Origin of the sequence: Halotalea alkalilenta (assembly GCF_001648175.1) — a bacterium.
GTDB classification, from domain to species: domain Bacteria; phylum Pseudomonadota; class Gammaproteobacteria; order Pseudomonadales; family Halomonadaceae; genus Halotalea; species Halotalea alkalilenta_A.
Genome location: NZ_CP015243.1, coordinates 1,131,380 through 1,147,340, shown reverse-complemented (window position 1 = coordinate 1,147,340; position 15,961 = coordinate 1,131,380). Strand labels below are relative to the sequence as shown.

General features: G+C 67.1%; 14 protein-coding genes, 2 tRNA genes and 1 rRNA gene. 5 read left to right on the top strand and 12 right to left on the bottom strand.

The features are described 5' to 3' along the window. Nucleotides 1-121: 121 nt before the first annotated feature. The 5 genes from A5892_RS05075 to A5892_RS05055 all read right to left on the bottom strand — a co-directional run bounded on the left by A5892_RS05075 (nt 122) and on the right by A5892_RS05055 (nt 4,674). Nucleotides 122-197 (bottom strand) — tRNA-Ala (locus A5892_RS05075). Between the two features lie 37 nt (nt 198-234). Beyond that, nucleotides 235-311: transfer RNA gene (locus A5892_RS05070), tRNA-Ile, on the bottom strand. A 317-nt stretch (nt 312-628) separates the two neighbouring features. Then, nucleotides 629-2,168: ribosomal RNA gene (locus A5892_RS05065) — 16S ribosomal RNA — on the bottom strand. Nucleotides 2,169-2,647: 479 nt separating this feature from the next. Beyond that, nucleotides 2,648-3,397 carry a precorrin-4 C(11)-methyltransferase gene (gene cobM / locus A5892_RS05060; protein WP_064121882.1) on the bottom strand — a complete coding sequence of 250 codons (750 nt, stop codon included), beginning with the start codon at nt 3,395-3,397 and terminating at the stop codon, nt 2,648-2,650. Continuing rightward, nucleotides 3,394-4,674, bottom strand: a complete 1,281-nt coding sequence (locus A5892_RS05055) for a bifunctional cobalt-precorrin-7 (C(5))-methyltransferase/cobalt-precorrin-6B (C(15))-methyltransferase (RefSeq protein WP_064121881.1) — start codon at nt 4,672-4,674, stop codon at nt 3,394-3,396. Before A5892_RS05055 ends, cobM begins: the two co-directional genes overlap by 4 nt. A 38-nt stretch (nt 4,675-4,712) precedes the next feature. Between A5892_RS05055 and A5892_RS05050 the strand changes: the two genes are divergently transcribed. After that, nucleotides 4,713-5,483 carry a cobalt-precorrin-6A reductase gene (locus A5892_RS05050; protein WP_064121880.1) on the top strand — a complete coding sequence of 257 codons (771 nt, stop codon included), beginning with the start codon at nt 4,713-4,715 and terminating at the stop codon, nt 5,481-5,483. A gap of 3 nt (nt 5,484-5,486) precedes the next feature. Here A5892_RS05050 and ppnP read toward each other — a convergent pair whose 3' ends face one another. From ppnP to A5892_RS05015, 7 genes are all read right to left on the bottom strand, one after another. Beyond that, on the bottom strand, nt 5,487-5,768 hold the full coding sequence (gene ppnP, locus A5892_RS05045) for a pyrimidine/purine nucleoside phosphorylase (protein WP_064121879.1): 282 nt from the start codon (nt 5,766-5,768) through the stop codon (nt 5,487-5,489). A 41-nt stretch (nt 5,769-5,809) separates the two neighbouring features. Beyond that, the gene (locus tag A5892_RS05040) at nt 5,810-6,562 is read right to left on the bottom strand and encodes a precorrin-3B C(17)-methyltransferase (protein WP_064121878.1); all 753 of its coding nucleotides are present in this window, start codon (nt 6,560-6,562) and stop codon (nt 5,810-5,812) included. After that, on the bottom strand, nt 6,559-7,296 hold the full coding sequence (locus tag A5892_RS05035) for a precorrin-2 C(20)-methyltransferase (RefSeq protein ID WP_441294766.1): 738 nt from the start codon (nt 7,294-7,296) through the stop codon (nt 6,559-6,561). The genes A5892_RS05040 and A5892_RS05035 overlap by 4 nt, the downstream gene beginning before the upstream one ends. Before the next feature lie 29 nt (nt 7,297-7,325). Further along, a complete protein-coding gene (locus A5892_RS05030; protein ID WP_064121876.1) occupies nt 7,326-7,961 on the bottom strand; it encodes a precorrin-8X methylmutase in 636 nt (211 codons plus the stop codon). 149 nt (nt 7,962-8,110) lie between these two features. After that, nucleotides 8,111-9,346, bottom strand: coding sequence for a hypothetical protein (locus A5892_RS05025; RefSeq protein ID WP_064121875.1), 1,236 nt, complete (start codon nt 9,344-9,346; stop codon nt 8,111-8,113). Next, nucleotides 9,343-10,833: a beta-Ala-His dipeptidase gene (gene pepD, locus A5892_RS05020; RefSeq protein ID WP_064121874.1), complete on the bottom strand. Its 1,491-nt coding sequence runs from the start codon at nt 10,831-10,833 to the stop codon at nt 9,343-9,345. The genes A5892_RS05025 and pepD overlap by 4 nt, the downstream gene beginning before the upstream one ends. Before the next feature lie 59 nt (nt 10,834-10,892). After that, on the bottom strand, nt 10,893-12,956 hold the full coding sequence (locus A5892_RS05015; protein WP_064121873.1) for a tRNA(Met) cytidine acetyltransferase TmcA: 2,064 nt from the start codon (nt 12,954-12,956) through the stop codon (nt 10,893-10,895). Nucleotides 12,957-13,175: 219 nt separating this feature from the next. On the opposite strand from A5892_RS05015, the gene A5892_RS20440 reads away from it, so the two are divergent. From A5892_RS20440 to A5892_RS05000, 4 genes are read left to right on the top strand one after another with little or no spacing between them, the layout of a single operon-like run. Beyond that, nucleotides 13,176-13,316, top strand: a complete 141-nt coding sequence (locus tag A5892_RS20440) for a hypothetical protein (RefSeq protein ID WP_169739035.1) — start codon at nt 13,176-13,178, stop codon at nt 13,314-13,316. Beyond that, entirely contained in the window at nt 13,313-14,047 is a 735-nt protein-coding gene (locus A5892_RS05010) for a metal ABC transporter ATP-binding protein (protein WP_064121872.1), read from the top strand. Before A5892_RS20440 ends, A5892_RS05010 begins: the two co-directional genes overlap by 4 nt. Beyond that, on the top strand, nt 14,044-14,970 hold the full coding sequence (locus tag A5892_RS05005; RefSeq protein WP_064121871.1) for a metal ABC transporter permease: 927 nt from the start codon (nt 14,044-14,046) through the stop codon (nt 14,968-14,970). The genes A5892_RS05010 and A5892_RS05005 overlap by 4 nt, the downstream gene beginning before the upstream one ends. Next, nucleotides 14,967-15,917, top strand: coding sequence for a metal ABC transporter solute-binding protein, Zn/Mn family (locus A5892_RS05000; protein WP_064121870.1), 951 nt, complete (start codon nt 14,967-14,969; stop codon nt 15,915-15,917). Before A5892_RS05005 ends, A5892_RS05000 begins: the two co-directional genes overlap by 4 nt. Nucleotides 15,918-15,961: the final 44 nt, after the last annotated feature.

Genomic DNA, 15,961 nt, shown 5'->3' with positions numbered 1-15,961 from the left:
ACTGTCGCGAAGACAGTCGGAAACCCACGTCTTCCTCTTTGATCCGGAGGACATTGGTTTGCGACTGGCATCGGTGTTTTCTTCGTTGGCTTGGACAGCGACCTCGATTCAAACGAATCGATGGTGGAGCCTAGCGGGATCGAACCGCTGACCTCCTGCGTGCAAAGCAGGCGCTCTCCCAGCTGAGCTAAGGCCCCGTTGTCGTCACCGCTCTCACAGATCCAACCAGGAGAATGGTGGGTCTGGGCAGATTCGAACTGCCGACCTCACCCTTATCAGGGGTGCGCTCTAACCAACTGAGCTACAGACCCAGCTTCGGGCACTCAGAGCTTACCTTCGGCATACTTCGAACTGCCGACCTCACCCTGCTTTCCACAAGGTCAGGGGATGCGCTCTAACCAACTGAGCTACAGACCCGGCTTCGTGCACTCAAGCTTGACTTGCCAACCTCGGCCGGCCGACCTCACCCTGCTTTCCATAAGGTCAGGGGATGCGCTCCAACCAACTGAGCTACAGACCCGGCTTCGTGCACTGACACTGTACCGAGCTGACTTTCTCGTGCAGTACTCGCTCTATTCCGATCAGGCAATTTGGTGTGGGTACTCGGCTCAACCACGGCGCTGTCGTTTAAGGAGGTGATCCAGCCGCAGGTTCCCCTACGGCTACCTTGTTACGACTTCACCCCAGTCATGAACCACACCGTGGTGACCGTTCTCCCGAAGGTTAAACTAGCCACTTCTGGTGCAATCCACTCCCATGGTGTGACGGGCGGTGTGTACAAGGCCCGGGAACGTATTCACCGCGACATTCTGATTCGCGATTACTAGCGATTCCGACTTCATGGAGTCGAGTTGCAGACTCCAATCCGGACTGAGGCGAGCTTTCTGGGATTGGCTTCACGTCGCCGCTTCGCAACCCTCTGTACTCGCCATTGTAGCACGTGTGTAGCCCTACCCGTAAGGGCCATGATGACTTGACGTCGTCCCCACCTTCCTCCGGTTTGTCACCGGCAGTCTCCTTAGAGTTCCCGACCGAATCGCTGGCAAATAAGGATAGGGGTTGCGCTCGTTACGGGACTTAACCCAACATTTCACAACACGAGCTGACGACAGCCATGCAGCACCTGTCTCAGAGTTCCCGAAGGCACCCATCCATCTCTGGATAGTCCTCTGGATGTCAAGGGTAGGTAAGGTTCTTCGCGTTGCATCGAATTAAACCACATGCTCCACCGCTTGTGCGGGCCCCCGTCAATTCATTTGAGTTTTAGCCTTGCGGCCGTACTCCCCAGGCGGTCAACTTAGTGCGTTAGCTGCGCCACTAAATCCTCAAGGGATCCAACGGCTAGTTGACATCGTTTACGGCGTGGACTACCAGGGTATCTAATCCTGTTTGCTACCCACGCTTTCGCGCCTCAGCGTCAGTGTCAGTCCAGAAGGCCGCCTTCGCCACTGGTATTCCTCCCGATCTCTACGCATTTCACCGCTACACCGGGAATTCTACCTTCCTCTCCTGCACTCAAGTCCGCCAGTTCCAAATGCTGTTCCCAGGTTGAGCCCGGGGCTTTCACATCTGGCTTAACAGACCGCCTACGCGCCCTTTACGCCCAGTAATTCCGATTAACGCTCGCACCCTCCGTATTACCGCGGCTGCTGGCACGGAGTTAGCCGGTGCTTCTTCTGCGAGTAACGTCCCCCCTCCAGGGTATTAACCCAAAGGCGTTCCTCCTCGCTGAAAGTGCTTTACAACCCGAAGGCCTTCTTCACACACGCGGCATGGCTGGATCAGGGTTGCCCCCATTGTCCAATATTCCCCACTGCTGCCTCCCGTAGGAGTCTGGGCCGTGTCTCAGTCCCAGTGTGGCTGATCATCCTCTCAGACCAGCTACGGATCGTCGCCTTGGTAGGCCTTTACCCTACCAACTAGCTAATCCGACATGGGCTCATCCGATAGCGGAAGGTCCGAAGATCCCCTCCTTTCTCCCGTAGGACGTATGCGGTATTAGCGTGCGTTTCCACACGTTATCCCCCTCTACCGGGCAGATTCCCATGCATTACTCACCCGTCCGCCGCTCGCCACCAGGGAGCAAGCTCCCCGTGCTGCCGCTCGACTTGCATGTGTTAGGCCTGCCGCCAGCGTTCAATCTGAGCCATGATCAAACTCTTCAGTTTAAATCTTGCTGCCCCCCACCTTCGAAAAGACGGACGGCTTAGCCTGGCTCGACAGAGCTGTTACATCGACAAACGATGGATCGCTTGCCTTTGTGGTCGCTGCCTCGATGCCTGACTGGATACATCAGTGACGTTGCCGTCTCATCGAGCCGAGCGCCCACACAAATTGCCTGATCGACTTGTTAAAGAGCGTCTCGTCGCGGGCTGAACCTTGCTTCGAAGAAGCGTGCCCTGCGTCGAGTGGATGAGCATTCTACTCAGAAACGCTTTGGTGTCAACCACTTCCTTGAGGAAGCGTCGTTCGGAGCCAGCCAAACACCCGCTCCCGAACCAACCTGAAACACCAAAACAATCAATGACTTGCTCTTCCCGCTGCGGGTTAACCCCGGTCAGCGAGGGCGTACTTTATAGACCCCCTCGCCACTTGGCAAGCCCTTTCCGCAGATTTATGACCCAAAGGTCCAACATACCGCCAAGACTCAACGAAACCGGCGGCAATAGCCGGCCTGGTAGAGGGCGCTGGCGCGAAACTCGCCTACTCCCAGCGCGGGGCCCACCAGGATCAGCGCGCTACGTTCGATCGGTGCTTCGGCGAGCTCGGCTTCGATACGGTCGAGCCGCGCCTCGACCAGCCGCTCTTCCGGCCAGCTCGCACGATAGACCACTGCGGCCGGACACTCGTCTCCGTAAAATGGCCGCAGCCGCTCGACCACCTCTGAGAGCCGGTGAATGGCCAGATGAATAGCCAGCGTCGCGCCGCTGCGGGCAAAGTTTTCAAGCGTCTCGCTAGCCGGCATCCTGGATGCGCGCCCGGAAAGCCGGGTCAACACCAGGCTCTGGGCGACCTCGGGCACGGTCAGCTCGCGCCCAAGCGCGGCGGCTGCAGCGGCGAAGGCCGGCACTCCTGGCGTCAGGGTGTAGGGAATGCCAAGGCGCTCGAGCACCCGGAGCTGTTCGGCGAGCGCGCTGTAGATCGACAGATCCCCCGAATGGAGCCGGGCGACCTCTTCCCCACGCTCCCAGGCGCGCAGGTACTCGGCTTCTATCGCGGCGAGATCGAGCGGCGCGGTGTCGATCTTGCGAGCCCCCGCCGGGCAGTAGTCGAGCATGCGAACATCGACCGTCGACCCGGCGTAGAGACACACCGGGCAAAGGGCGAGCAGGTCACGTCCTCGCACCGTGATCAGATCGAAAGCGCCGGGACCGGCGCCGATGAAGTGCACGCTCATGCGGGCTCCTCGCTGTTCCAGGGTTTGCACCAGTACCATTGGATGACGCTGCGCGCCGGCCGCCAGCCGGACATTTTCCCGAGCGGCTCGGCCCGCTCGATGCCAACCCGGGTGAGTTCGCCTCCCAATAGGCGAAAGCGCTCCAGCAACATCGCCTCGCTCTCGAGCGTCACCGCATTGGCGACCAAGCGTCCACCGGGCGCGAGCGCGGCCAGGGCGAACTCGAAGGTTGCAGGCTCACTGGCCCCTCCGCCGATGAAAATTGCCTCAGGCCTCCCTTCGAGCCGCGCCAGTACCTGCGGCATCCGCCCCTCGATGATCTCCAGCCGCTCGCAGCCGAAACGCGCTGCGTTGCGCGCGATCGCTGCCACCCGCGCGGGGTTCGCCTCCACCGCCACGGCGTCGAGACCTGGGTCGATCGCCAGCCACTCGATCGCCACCGAGCCAGCTCCAGCACCGAGATCCCACAGCCTGTCGCCATCCCTCGGCGCCAACCGCGAAAGCGTCAGCGCGCGCAGTTCTAGGCTGGTGATCTGGCCATCGTGTTCGAAGCAGTCGATCCGGCGGCCAACCCCCAGCCGCGGGCGTGAGGATCGGTCACGATGGATCTCGAACGCGAGCAGGTTGAGCGGATCCACCTGCCCGGCTGCGAGGGAGAAATCATCGACACGAAAGCGGCGCACCCGCTCACGCGGCCCGCCCAGCGCTTCGAGCAGCACCACCAGCGACGCGCCACAGCCCAGCGAGCGGAGCCGCTCGATGATCAGCCCGGGCGCTTCGGCGTCGGAGGTCAGAACCACTAGCCTCGCACCTTCGCGCAGGTGCGGGTCGATCCGCGCCAGCGGACGACCGTGCAGCGATACCAGTTCGGTCGTCTGCTGCGCCCAACCCAACCGCGCGCAGGCGAGGCTGTAGGCCGAAGGCGCCGGATAGACCCGCATCTCATCGATGGCGATCCGCCGCGCCAGCACACTGCCGATGCCGTAGCAGAAGGGATCACCGGAGGCGAGCACCGCGACCCGCTCGCCGCGCAGCGCCTCGACCCGCGCCAGGCTCCTCTCGAGCGGCAACGACCACTGCTCTGCGGCACCCAGGATCAGCGGCTCGGCCAGCGCCAGGTGGCGCGCTCCGCCGAACACATAGTCAGCTTCGCTCACCGCGCTGCGCGCCGCCGCGCCGAGCCCGGCTACGCCATCTTCGTTGATCCCGACCACCGCCAGCCACGCAGACCTACTCGCCGACGGCGGCGCCTGCCTGCTACGCTGAATATCCGACATCGTCTTCACTCCCTGCCCGCACCACGCTGGAGGTTGCCATGTATCGTCACGCTCCGAGCCGCGTCCTGATTCTCGGCGGCACCTTCGATGCCCGCGCCCTCGCGGCCAGACTGGCTGACCACCCGGGCCTTGAGATCGTGCTCTCGCTCGCTGGTCGCACCAAGCACCCCGCACCGCAGCCGGTGCCGGTTCGCACGGGCGGATTCGGCGGCGTCGAGGGGCTGGCCGAGTACCTGATCGAACAAGGCATCGACGCAATGGTCGTCGCCACCCATCCGTTCGCCGCGCGCATCGCCAGCAACGCGGCCGAGGCGGCGACGAAGGCCGGCGTGCCGACCTTGCGCCTGCTGCGCCCGGGTTGGACGCCGAGCCAAGAAGACCGTTGGCGCCACTGCGCCAGCGTGGAAGATGCCCCCGCCCTGCTCGGCGAGCGGCCCCGCCGAGTGATGCTGACGATCGGCCGCCAGCAGCTCGCTGCGTTCGAACGCGCCCCGCATCACCACTATCTGGTGCGCAGCGTCGATCCGCTCGATCCGCCACCGGCACTGCCCAGGTTCGAAAGCCTGCTGGCGCGTGGCCCGTTCAACCACGACCAGGAGCGGGCCTTGTTCGAGCGGGAAGGAGTCGAGGTGCTGGTGACCAAGAACAGCGGTGCCGGCGCGGTCAGCGCCAAGCTACTCGCCGCCCGGACGCTAGGCATCGAGGTGGTGATGATCGAACGTCCGGTCACGCTCCCGCTGACTACGGTAGCCAACATCGATGCAGTGCTCGGCTGGGTGGTGCGTCAGCGCGACCTGCTGGCCAGCTGAACCTCAGCGGTACTCGCAGAGATAAGCGCTGTCGCGAGCGACACGGACGTCGAACGCGCTCTGCGCCGGCACCTCGAAACGCTCTCCATCGGTGAACCGGCGCCACTCATCCTCGCCAGGAAGCAACACACCGAGTTCGCCGCTGATCACCTGCATGATCTCGCGCTCGGCGGTGGAGAAGCGATACTCTCCCGCCGCCATCACCCCGATGGTCGCCCGTCCCTCCGGCTGCGCCAACGCGATCGACTTGACCTTACCAGCGAAATATTCAGACACCTCGAGCATCGCACTACTCCCAGAAAAGGCCCGTTGAGGGCGAAAAACAGTCAAGCACGGCGAGGGGTGTAAACCAGCGGCGGCCGTCCGGGCCGTTCGATCACCCGGGTCGCCGGGGAGCCGACGATCACCAGCGTCGCCATGTCGGCCCATTCGCCGCTCGCCTCGTGGAGCGAGCTCACCCGTAGCCGCTGATCCACCCGCCCTACCGCACGCGCGAACACCACCGGGGTCGCCGCGGGCAGCCGTTCGCGCAGACGCGAAAAGGCGCTGTCGAGCTGCCATGGGCGAGCCTTGGAAATTGGATTGTAGAAAGCCATGGCGAAGCCGACCTCAGCGGCGGCATCGAGTCGGCGCTCGATCAGCGTCCAGGGCTTGAGGTTGTCAGACAGCGAGATAACGCAGAAATCGTGGCCGAGCGGCGCGCCGCAGGCCGCCGCCGCGGCCAGCATCGCACTGATCCCGGGGACGATCTCGAGCTCCAGGGTACGAAACGCCTCGGGCCCCCGCTCCACCTGCTCGCACACTGCGGCGGCCATCGCGAACACCCCGGGATCGCCCCCGGATACCATCGCCACTCGGCGCCCTTCGACCACAGCGGCCAGCGCCTCATAGGCACGTTCGGCCTCGACCCGGTTATCGGAGGGAATCTTGCGCTGCTCCGAGCGCACCTCGATGCGATCGAGATAGGGCGCATAGCCGTAGAGCCATTCGGCCCGATCGAGCGCGGCCTGCGCCTCGGGAGTCAGAAAACGGGCATCACCCGGGCCAAGCCCCACCACGCTCAGCTTACCAGCGCTCATCGACCCTCCTCGCTTGGCGTCCAAAGCGGCGACTCGAACTCCAGCGAGCTCCAGCCGGGTACCAGCACGAGGGAAAAATAAGGCGCCGCATCGTCGGCCTTTAGCGTCAGCGGCAGCGTCAGCGCACCGGGCTGGGTCGCCCGCTCGACGTAGACCGCTCGCTCCAGCCTACCGCTGGCGGCGAGCGAGCGCCGCACCTTGGCGAGATTGCGCCCGACCTTCATGATCACCGCCGCCTCGCTGGACGCCAACCGCGCGGAGAGCGTCGCTTCATCGAGGGTGGCGGGAATCACGCTGAACACGTCGTCGCCCTGGCAGATCGGCAACTGCGCGCTCGACCAGCCGCCGGACATCCCGGTCACGCCGGGAATCACCTCAGCGTCGAAACGGTGGGCCAGGCGTACGTGCAAGTGCATGTAGGAGCCGAAGAACAGCGGGTCGCCCTCCGAGAGCACGGCAACCGTGCGACCGGCCTCGAGATGGGCGGCGAGCAGCCGTGCCGAGTCGGCGTAGAAGGCATCGATCTGGCGGCGATACTCGGGGTCGAAGCGATCGAGCTCGGTGGTCACCGGATACTCCAGCGCCAGCCGTTCGAGCCCGCGTGGAAGAAAGTCGGCGACGACCGACAGTGCATGGCTACGGTTGCCAGCCTTGGCGAAGTAGGCGATCAGATCGGCCTGCTCGAGTGCGCGCACCGCCTTGAGCGTAAGCAGCTCAGGGTCGCCAGGACCCACGCCTACGCCAAGCAGCCTGCCCGCCCCGCTCACAGAGCGTCGCTCGCCAGCGCGTTGACCGCGGCGGAGGCGATCGCACTGCCGCCCATTCGTCCCCTTACCACCACGTAGGGCAGAGCCAGCTCGCTCTCGGCAAGCGCTTGCTTGGACTCCTGGGCACCGACGAAACCGACCGGCACGCCGATCACCGCAGCCGGCCTCGGCGCGCCGGAGGCGATCATTTCGAGCAGATGGAACAGCGCGGTCGGCGCATTGCCGATGACCACCACCGCGCCTTCGAGCTGCTCCTCCCAGAGCTGCATCGCCGCCGCGGAACGTGTGTTGCCAATCCGCTCGGCGATATCTGGCGTGCGCGGGTCGCGCAGGGTGCAGATCACCGGATTGTCCGCCGGCAGCCGCGCACGGGTGACCCCTCGCTCGACCATTTCGGCGTCGCAGAGGATTGGGGCGCCGGCGCGCAGCGCCGCGCGAGCGCGTGCGGCGAAGTCGTGGCCGAAAGCGATCCGCTCGGCCAGCTCGACCACCCCGCAGGCGTGGATCATACGCACAGCGACGGTGCGCTCGAGCTCGTTGAAGCGGGCGAGGTCGGCCTCGGCGCGGATGATCGCGAAGGAGCGCTCATAAATGGCGCGACCGTCGCGTTGGTAGTCATGGCGCTCGCTCATGGTCGATCGCGTCCCAACAAACACGGCCGAACGCGAAAGGCATTCGGCGAGAACTGATGATCGCGACCGCAATGGCCGCACGAAGGGGAGGATTGTACTTTAAACCGATGCTGGAAACTCGAAGGCCGCGAAGCAATGGAGCCGCCGAATCAGCCACGAGCCAGCAGCGCGGGCAGCGCAGCGGCGACGCACTCGGCGTCATCGTTGAGCCACGCCTGGCGCAGTCCATCGGCGCGGCCATCGAGCACCACGCCAAGCATGCCTTCGCGCTCGCCCCCGACCAGGCAGACCGCCGCTGGCCGGCTGCGCGCGCAGCCCTTGGGACAGCCGGACAAATGCAGCTCGACGCGGCCAGCAGGATCGAGGACGGCGAGCTGCTGCACCAGCCGTTCGGCCAGCGCACGCGTGTCGAAGCCCGCCGAGGCGCAGCCGGGCCTGCCTCGGCAAGCCTCGATGCGAAGCCTCGGATCACGTTGATCCAGCACCATCCCGAGTCCGGCGAGCTCGTCTCGAATGGCATCGGTGCCAGGCCCGCCCAGCGCCTCGCCTGCGAGCAGCATCAGCCGGCCAGGCAGCGGCCAGCAGCGAAGCCCGTGATGCAGGCACAGCGCCGCCAGGGCCTCGAACCGCGCGCTTGGCAAGGCACCGAACGGACAGCCCACCACCAGCGTGCCACGGCGCAAACTGCCGGGTACCACCGCCGGCGCTGAAGCCGGCGCAAGCGATGGGCGAAACCCCAGCGCCTCGAGCTGTGCGGCAAGCGTGCGGTCCGAGCGCAGCGCCACGCCCCGCGCACGCCGACCAGCGCCGGCGAGCCGCTCGAGCACCACCATCGCCGCATCGCACAGCAACACCGGCGCTCCGCTCGCCGAGAACCAGCACGCCAAGGCGGCATCGCCATCGATCCCGAGCGACAGTCGATCGCCGTCGAGACGCAGGCGCAGGTCAGCCGCCAGACCGGCGAAGCCCCAGTCACCGCGGCGCTCGAGCAGCACCGAGCACTTCGCCGCGAGCGGCGTCTCGAAGCCGGCGAGCCTCGCCGCCAGCTGATCACGCAGGGCCGCCAGTCGCCCAGCCAAAGGGTCGTCGCAGAGCGGTTCGAGCGCCAGCGGCAGCGGCCCCGAGCGCTGGTCAGCGAGCCGCTTCGCCGCGGTGGCGAACGCCAAAGCCCCCGGGGCATCGAACCCGCGCACCTGGAGATTGCCGCGCCGGGTCAGCTCGAACTCGCCGCTGCCATAGCGCCGCGCCGCCTCGGCCAGCATTGCGGCCGCCGCGCCATCGAGCCCGTCGCGCAGCGGCGACAGGCGTACCAGCAGGCCATCGCCGGTGGCCATCGGCGCGCTCAGCGTCGGGCAGGCGAAGCGCCGCCGCTCGATTGCGTTCATCGCAGTAGCGGGCGCTCGGCGAGCGAAGCGATCATTCCACGCAGCAGGGCCCAGAACGCCTCCACTGCGGCGAGTTCGACCCGCTCGCTCGGGGAGTGGGCGCCACGAATCGTCGGACCGAACGAGATCATCTCGAGCTGCGGGTACTTGGCACCGATGATCCCGCACTCGAGCCCGGCATGGATCACCTTGATCTGCGGCGCATGGCCTTCGATGCGCTGGTGCAGCTCCTCGAAGCGGGTGAGCAGCGGCGAGGCAGCCGAGGGCGTCCAGCCGGGATAGAAGCTGCTGCGCTTGGGCGCGAAGCCGCCCAGCCGACACAGCGCCTCGATCCGGGCGGCGAGCGCCAGCGCGGCGCTGTCGCGCAGTGAACGGATCATCGTATCGAGGCGCAGCGCGCCCTCCTCGAGCGCGACGATGCCGAGATTGTTGGAGGTCTCGACCGTTCCCTCGATCTCATCGCTGTAGCGCTCGACGCCGTAGGGAAGTGCGGCGAGCAGCCGAATCACCCGGGCGGAATCCTGCGCACCGAGCGCCGCGCCAGCGCACTCCTCAGGCTCGAGCCGCAGCGCCAGCCCCTGCTCGACGACAGCGAGTTCGGTACGCAGGGTCGCTTCCAGGCTCGCAATCTGCCCGCGGGCATCATCGAAGCCCGCCGCCGGCAGCGCGACCAGTGCGCTCGCCGAGCGCGTGATCGCGTTGCCCATGGTGCCGCCGTGATAGTCGAGCAGCCGCAGCGCACCGCTGTCCAAACCGTCGAGCAGGGTCAGCAGCGCGCGCGGCAGCAGCCGGTTGGCGCTGCCGAACTGCTGGTGGATGTCGACGCCGGAGTGGCCACCCTTGAGTCCATCGAGGCTCAGCCGGGCGACGGTCCAGCCCGACTCGAGCGAGGCGATGTCGAAGCGCTCCTCGAGCCCCACGTGCACGCCGCCGGCACAGCCGATGTACACCTCGCCGCGATCCTCGGAATCCAGGTTGAGCAGGTAGCGCCCCTCGAGCCAGTTCGGCGCGAGCTGGGTGGCACCGACCAGCGAGGTCTCCTCGGCGACGGTGAACAGCGCCTCGAGCGGACCGTGCACCAGTTCGTCGTCGTCGAGGAGCGCAAGCGCTGCGGCGGCGCCGATGCCATTGTCGGCACCGAGCGTGGTGCCGCGCGCCCAGAGCCAGCCATCGCGCACCTCGGTCAGGATCGGATCGCGGCTGAAATCGTGCTCGACATCGGCCTGGGACACCATGTCGACATGGCTTTGCAGCGTCACCATCGGCACCGACTCGAACCCGGGGGAGGCGGAGCGCCGTACCAGCAGATTGCCGGCCTGATCACGTGAAGTGGAGAAACCGCGCCCCTCTGCCCAGGAGACGATATTGCGCATCACCGCCTCCTCCTGCCCGGAGGGACGCGGCGTATCGCAGAGCATCCTGAAATGGCGCCAGAGCGGCGCCGGCGAGAGCGAGTCGAGATGAGCGTTGGGCGACACGGCGGACATGCGAAACTCCTGGTGGGGGACTCAGTCAGGCCTTATCGTCCTCCTTGCCCGCGTGGCGATCAACCGTCCACGGTGCGCGCGCACCAGCCGCGCCACAGGGCCTCGCCCGCGGCGCGCCCCTCACCACCGTGGCGGCGTGCGAGCCAGGCTTCGTCACGCCCCTGATACAGCAAGCCAAGCAGGCCCTCCCTCGCCTCCTCCGACAGCCGCTCGCTCAGGCTGCCCCAGTGGCGCTTGAGCAGCCCACGATAGGGCGCGAGCGGCGCATGCCCGAGTCCGAGACGCGCGAGCGCGACACCGAGCGCCGGTTCGACGGCGAGCGGCAACGGCGCGAGCAGCCGGGCCGCGAGCTCAACCTCCAGCCCGCGCAGCTCGAACGCCAGACGTTCGGCCAGGGCATCGCAGAAGTGCTCGCGGCACTGGCGCGAAAGTGCTGCCCCCCCGGCATCCAGCGCGCGGCCGACCATCAGCGCGTGCTCACCGCTGGAGCGCTCGCGCTTGAGCCCAAGCCGCAGCGGGGTACAGCCGACCGCGAACCAGAAGTCGAGCAGCTCGCGACTCGCCCCGAAGCTGGCGCCGAGCATCGCGATCCCCTTGCCGGCGGCATCGAAGGAGATCCGCTCGATCAGCCGGCGGCCGATACCGCGTCGCTGCGCGCCGGGATGCACGGCGATCCGCATCACTCGCCGCCAGCGCAAAAGCGCCGCCTCCGCCAGCCCCTCATGCAGCGCCAGCGACTGAGGCAGCAGCTCGCCGGGCAGGCGGCGCTCACCGCGCGCCACCGACTCGGCCAAGGGCGCGGGAAAACCGCCCTCGTCGAGGGTGGCGGCGACGCCGAGCAGCCGGCCGCCAGCGCGGGCGCCCCAAAGTTCGACGCCGCGCTGGTCGAGCAGCCGGGCCAGATCGCTCGGCGCGGTGCGGTAGTGGGCCTGCACCAGCAGGCCGAAGAGTTCGCCGAGCGCCGCCTCGTCCTGCTGGAGCCGGTCGCGATCGAAGCGCTCGATCGTCACCTCGCCCGGTGCCGGCTCGGTTTCGTCGATCTCGGCATCGAGAAACAAAAGCCGGGTGGTGAGCGCTTCGAGCGGATCCCCCGGCGCCCAGCGCACCGGGGTCTCGAGCTCGAGCGCCCGCCAGTCCGGGGTACGCTGATCGAGCCGCTGGCGAAAACGGATCGCGAAGCCGCGCCCACTGCCTTCATAGCCGTGGGTGGTGGTGGCGAAGGCGATCCGTGGAAAGCGCTCCAGGCAGCGCGCCAGCAGCGCCGGCGGAAGCGCGGCGGCTTCATCCACGAGCATGGTGCTGCCAGCGCCGCCGATCGGTTCCGGCTGCTCGAGCGCTTCGACCAGCGTCTCGGGGTCGAGGTAGCGCAAACTGCCCCGCGGATGCAGGAACAGCGCGCCCTCGCGCCGCCCCTCGGGCGCGTGATGCCCGAGCTGCTCGAACAGGCTTTCCACCGCCGCCGCGCTGGGCGCGGTGACCAGCAGCTCACCGCCATCCTGGTTCAGCCGAACCGCGGCGGCGATACCGAGCGCCGCGCTCTTGCCGCGGCCCCGATCAGCGGTGATGACCAGCGGCCGGCGTCGCTTGAGCGCCACCAGCCCGTCGACCGCACGGCGCTGGTCTGCGCTGAGGCAGCCCAGCGAATCGCGCCCGGGCCGCCAGTCCGGCGCTGGTGGCAGCTCCGGCAGCCGTAGCCGATCCCGCTCCAACCGAGCGACGCCCGCATCATTTTCGAGCAGCCGACGCAGCCGCGAACCGAAGCGACCGGAGAAACTCGCCGGCGCGCTGAGCAGCAGCAGACAGCCGCCCGCACGCAGGGTGCCGGCGACGGCACCGAAGGCGTCGAGGTCGAAGCCTTCGCGGGCGTCGAACACCAAGGCGTCGCACTCCTCGCCGAGCCGTCGCCGCGCCTGCCCGGGCTGCAGCCACTCGAAGCCTTCCGAAGGCTGGGCCCCGGCCTCGCCGACCCACAGCCTGCGCTGCCCGCCGAGCCCGGCGAGCAGCGCATGCAGCGACGCCTCCTCGAACCCATCGCACCAGACCAGCAGGCGCTGGCCTCGACGCGAGAGCTCAGCGCGCAGGTCGATGATGGCGCTCGCCAAGGGAGATGCGGTGGACGACATGGTGGACTCCAACCAAGGATGTGCTGCGATTATGCCAAAGCCTTCGCCAAGCACGAGCGTATTGGAGCGAACCCCACCTCAGTGCTCGTGCCTGACGGTCAAAGAAGCTATCGGTCGGGGTCGAAAACCGCCATCTCGTTATGTTATAACTGCGCACTCTCGACCGTTAGCTCCAATCTTTCTCGCTGGTTTGCACCAGCGGCCTTCGCAGGATAGTTCATGGCCCACCGTCACCTCCGCGATCGTCCGTGTCATTTTTCCTTGATGTCGCTCGCCGCTTGGCGCCGCGCTCTGCTCGCCGGACTGCCGATCGGCCTGCTCTGGCTCGCGGTGCTGTGGGCCGGGGGGTGGCTGGGATGAGCGAACCGACCGTTGCCCTGGCGCTGGACGAGCTCAGCCTCGCCCAGGGCGGCAGGATGGTGCTCGAGGGTGTCAGCGGCGAATTCCCCGTGGGTTCGGTGACCGCGCTGGTCGGCGCCAACGGCGCCGGCAAGAGCACGCTGCTCGCTGGGATCATGGGCGTGCTCGCACCGATCACGGGCACTGTGCACTGCGCGGTACCCAAGGAACGGCGGGCCTGGCTGCCCCAGCAGCTGGCGTTGGACCTGAGCTTCCCGATGAGCGTCGAGGAGCTGGTGATGACCGGCTGCTGGCCCAGCCACGGCGCGCTGCGTGGCTACAGTCGCGCCCACTATCGGCGCGGACGCGAGATCATGGAGCGGCTCGGCATCTCCGAGCTCGCCCACCGTCCGCTCGGCGAACTCTCGGGCGGCCAGCGCCAGCGCGCGCTGATCGGCCGGACACTGATGCAGCAGGCTGAGCTGCTGGTGCTCGACGAGCCCTTCGCCAATGTCGACAGCGCAAGCGTCGAGGTACTCACCGAGGTGTTCCGCGAGATGGCCGCGCAGGGCGCGACGCTGGTGGTGGTGCTGCACGACATGCAGCAGCTCGCCCAGCTCGCCGATCGCGTGCTGGTGCTCGCCGAGGGCCGCGGCGAATGGTTCGCGCCCGAGGAGATCATCCCCGCCCACGACATCCACCAGCGCTGCCTGCAGACCGCCCAGCGCCTGCTCAGCGGAGCGCGGCCATGATCGACGCCCTGCTCGCGCTATTCGCCCCGCTGGTCGAATTCGGCTTCATGCGCCGCGCACTGGTCGCCTCGCTGGCGCTGTCGATCGCCGCGCCCCCGCTCGGGGTGTTCTTGATGATGCGCGGGATGAGCCTGATCGGCGATGCGATGTCCCACGCCATCCTGCCCGGCATCGCGCTGGGCTTCCTGTTCGCCGGTTTCTCGCTGCCGATGATGAGCCTCGGCGGCATCCTCTCGGGGCTGGTGGTGGCGGGGCTCGCCGGCTCGGTATCGCAGATGACCGGGCACCGCGAGGACGCCGCGATGGCGAGCTTCTTTCTCATCTCGCTGGCCGCCGGGGTGCTGATCGTCTCGCTCGGCGGCAACAGCGTCGATCTCACCCACGTACTGTTCGGCTCGATACTCGCCGTCGACACCACAGCGCTGCTGCTGATCGCCTCGATCTCGAGCCTGACGCTGCTCGGCCTGGCGCTGATGTTCCGGGCGCTGGTGGTCGAGTGCCTGGACCCGCTGTTCCTGCGCGGCCAAGGCGTACGCGGCGGCTTGGTCCACGGCCTGTTCCTCGCCCTGGTGGTGCTCAATCTCACCGCCGGCTTCCAGACCCTCGGCACGCTGATGGCGGTGGGACTGATGATGCTGCCGGCCACCGCCGCACGGTTCTGGAGCAGCCGCCTGGAAGGGTTGATCCTGATCGCGATCCTGGTCGCGGCCTGCTCGAGCGTCGCGGGCCTGCTGCTCTCCTACCACCTCGACCTGCCTTCCGGCCCCTGCATCATCCTGATCAGCGGCGGTATCTATCTGCTCTCGGCGCTGTTCGGCCGCCGCCACAGCCTGTGGCGGCGGCTACGCCGGCGTGCCTCGCCGCTGGCCGCACGCTACGGCGACGCCACCTTCCCTCGTCAAACCAAGGACCCCGGCCCATGACCCGCCCTTTGCTCCATGCCTTGTTCTGCGGCGCCTTCGCCTTCAGCGCCAGCCTCTCGGCGCCGGCTGCCGATCAACTCGACGTGGTGGCCAGCTTCAGCATCCTCGGCGACATGGTGCGAGAAGTCGGTGGCGACCATGTCGCCGTGACCGAGCTGATCGGCCCCGGCGGCGACACCCACTCGTTCTCGCCGAGCCCGAGCGATGCAGGTCGCCTGAGCAACGCCGATCTGGTGGTGTTCAACGGGCTCAACTTCGAAGGCTGGATGGAACGACTGATCGATGCCACCGGCTACGCTGGAGAGTTGGTCATCGCGAGCCAAGGAGTGAGCCCCCTGACCGGCGCGGAGCACCATCGCGCAGATGATGCGCACGAGAAACATGACGATGACCACGCAGGTCACGGCCATGCCCATGGCGGCTTCGATCCCCACGCCTGGCAGGACCTGCGCAACGCCGAGATCTACGTCGCCAACATCCGCGACGGCCTGATCGCGGTCGATCCGGAAAACGCCGAGGACTACCGCGCCAACGCCGAACGCTACACCGGTGAGATTCGTGCGCTGGATGGCAGGATCCGCCAGCTGATCGACGCGCTGCCGGAGGAGGCCACCGTGGTCACCGGTCATGCGTCGTTCGGCTACTTCTCCCATGCCTACGGCCTGCGCTTCATCGCCCCGGTCGGGCTCTCCACCGAGTCGGAAGCCTCGGCGGCGAACATGGGCGAGCTGGTGAGGATGCTGCGCGCCGAGCGGGTCAGCGCGCTGTTCTACGAGAACATGACCAATCCGTCGACGCTGCGCCAGCTCGCCGAGGAGAGCGGGCTGCCGATCGCCGGCACCCTTTACGCCGATGCGCTGACCGCCGATGGCGAGGGCAGCACCTACCTCGGGATGATGCGTCACAACGCCGAGCTGCTTGATCAGGCCCTCTCCACCGCCAACTGAGCCGAGCGCGAAACGACGAAGAGCCCGGCCCCCGCCGCTGTCAG

Bases quoted from the DNA above. Each gene is read 5' to 3' on its own strand.
- cobM (WP_064121882.1), bottom strand. From the start codon at position 3,397: ATGAGCGTGCACTTCATCGGCGCCGGTCCCGGCGCTTTCGATCTGATC.
- A5892_RS05055 (WP_064121881.1), bottom strand. From the start codon at position 4,674: ATGTCGGATATTCAGCGTAGCAGGCAGGCGCCGCCGTCGGCGAGTAGG.
- A5892_RS05050 (WP_064121880.1), top strand. From the start codon at position 4,713: ATGTATCGTCACGCTCCGAGCCGCGTCCTGATTCTCGGCGGCACCTTC.
- ppnP (WP_064121879.1), bottom strand. From the start codon at position 5,768: ATGCTCGAGGTGTCTGAATATTTCGCTGGTAAGGTCAAGTCGATCGCG.
- A5892_RS05040 (WP_064121878.1), bottom strand. From the start codon at position 6,562: ATGAGCGCTGGTAAGCTGAGCGTGGTGGGGCTTGGCCCGGGTGATGCC.
- A5892_RS05030 (WP_064121876.1), bottom strand. From the start codon at position 7,961: ATGAGCGAGCGCCATGACTACCAACGCGACGGTCGCGCCATTTATGAG.
- A5892_RS05025 (WP_064121875.1), bottom strand. From the start codon at position 9,346: ATGAACGCAATCGAGCGGCGGCGCTTCGCCTGCCCGACGCTGAGCGCG.
- pepD (WP_064121874.1), bottom strand. From the start codon at position 10,833: ATGTCCGCCGTGTCGCCCAACGCTCATCTCGACTCGCTCTCGCCGGCG.
- A5892_RS05015 (WP_064121873.1), bottom strand. From the start codon at position 12,956: ATGTCGTCCACCGCATCTCCCTTGGCGAGCGCCATCATCGACCTGCGC.
- A5892_RS20440 (WP_169739035.1), top strand. From the start codon at position 13,176: ATGGCCCACCGTCACCTCCGCGATCGTCCGTGTCATTTTTCCTTGATG.
- A5892_RS05010 (WP_064121872.1), top strand. From the start codon at position 13,313: ATGAGCGAACCGACCGTTGCCCTGGCGCTGGACGAGCTCAGCCTCGCC.
- A5892_RS05005 (WP_064121871.1), top strand. From the start codon at position 14,044: ATGATCGACGCCCTGCTCGCGCTATTCGCCCCGCTGGTCGAATTCGGC.
- A5892_RS05000 (WP_064121870.1), top strand. From the start codon at position 14,967: ATGACCCGCCCTTTGCTCCATGCCTTGTTCTGCGGCGCCTTCGCCTTC.